This window comes from Staphylococcus simulans (genome assembly GCF_003043455.1).
Classification (GTDB): Bacteria; Bacillota; Bacilli; order Staphylococcales; family Staphylococcaceae; genus Staphylococcus; species Staphylococcus simulans_A.
On record NZ_PZGG01000131.1, the window covers coordinates 1 to 1409 of the forward strand.

The following is a 1409-nucleotide window of genomic DNA, read 5'->3' on the forward strand; positions in this document are numbered from 1 at the left end:
AAATTATGTTAGGTTTATTTCCCCTCCAAAGTGGTGAGATGTACATTGATGGTCAAAAATACCAAAGAAAATTATCAGAACTTAAAATCAGCTATGTTTCTCAAAAAGCAAGAGCATTTAACTCAGGCTTTCCTGCTAGTGTAAAAGAAGTTGTTTTAAGCGGGTTGACTAAACAAAAACACCTTTTTCAGTGGTTTAATAAAAAAGATGTGCAAAAAGTAAAAAGCATACTCAAACGTTTAAACATCGAATATTTATTAAACAAGAATATCGCTGAATTATCAGGTGGGCAACAACAACGAGTTTTAATAGCTAGAGCATTGATATCAGATCCGTCTGTACTCATACTAGATGAACCTACGAATGGTATTGATGCAAAACATGTCAGTGAATTTTATCAAACACTTGAACAATTAAAGAATGAAGGTGTAACAATTATTCTTGTAACGCACGACATTGGAGTTGTTGTAGATACTGCTACGAAAGTAGCTTGCTTGAACAGACATTTACACTTCCATGGGCCTGCTCAAGAATTTAAGTCACTGGATCAAGTTGAAATTTCAAAAATTTACGGCTATCCAATCAAATTTGTTGATCATCAACATGAAAGGGAGTGCTGTAACTAATGATTGAAGCATTAATGAATTTCGACTTTATGCGGTATTCTCTTTTAAGTGGTATCCTGATTGGGTTTATTGCACCGTTTATTGGGGCGTTTATTGTAGTACGAAGACTTTCTTTAATTGCTGACGCATTAAGTCACGTAACTCTAGGCGGTATTTCTTTCGGAATGTTTTTAACCACATTATCACCGATTTTTATTTTTATTAACCCTATGTGGGGCGGCATATTGTTTGCGGTTATAGGTGCACTTTTAATTGAAAAATTAAGAACTTCTTATCAAAACTATCAAGAAATTGCGATTCCGATTATTATGAGTGCTGGAATTGGCATAAGTGCAATTTTTATTTCACTTGCAGATGGATTTAATCAAGAATTAGTTGGTCTATTGTTCGGATCAATCAGTGCCGTATCTTTGAGTGATATGGTAACTGTTTTGATCATTGCAGTGCTAGTTACACTGTTCATTATGTTATTTTATAAAGAACTCTTTATTCTTTCATTTGACGAAGAATATAGTAAAGTTATTGGTATACCTAGATGGATTCAATTTTTATTCATTATTATTGTAGCTATGGTTATTTCTGCTTCTATGCGCGTAGTCGGTATTTTGCTTGTAAGTGCACTGATGACTTTACCAGTAGCTATCGCAATGAGAATGACTAAAGGATTTAAACAATTAATCCTCTACAGTATTATTATTGGAGAAATAGCTGTTATTGGTGGTTTAGTAATTGCTTTTTATTTAAATTTATCTCCAGGTGGGGTTATTGTAGTATTATTAGTAC

Annotated in this window: 2 protein-coding genes; both read left to right on the plus strand. The window is 33.3% G+C overall.

The window, feature by feature from the left end; all coding sequences use genetic code 11:
* A partial coding sequence (locus BU038_RS12315; protein ID WP_107606253.1) for a metal ABC transporter ATP-binding protein occupies positions 1 to 626 on the plus strand: 626 nt, incomplete at its 5' end.
* Positions 626 to 1409, plus strand: a 784-nt coding sequence (locus tag BU038_RS12320; RefSeq protein WP_107606254.1) for a metal ABC transporter permease, incomplete at its 3' end; no start/stop codon positions are given. The genes BU038_RS12315 and BU038_RS12320, both read left to right, overlap by 1 nt.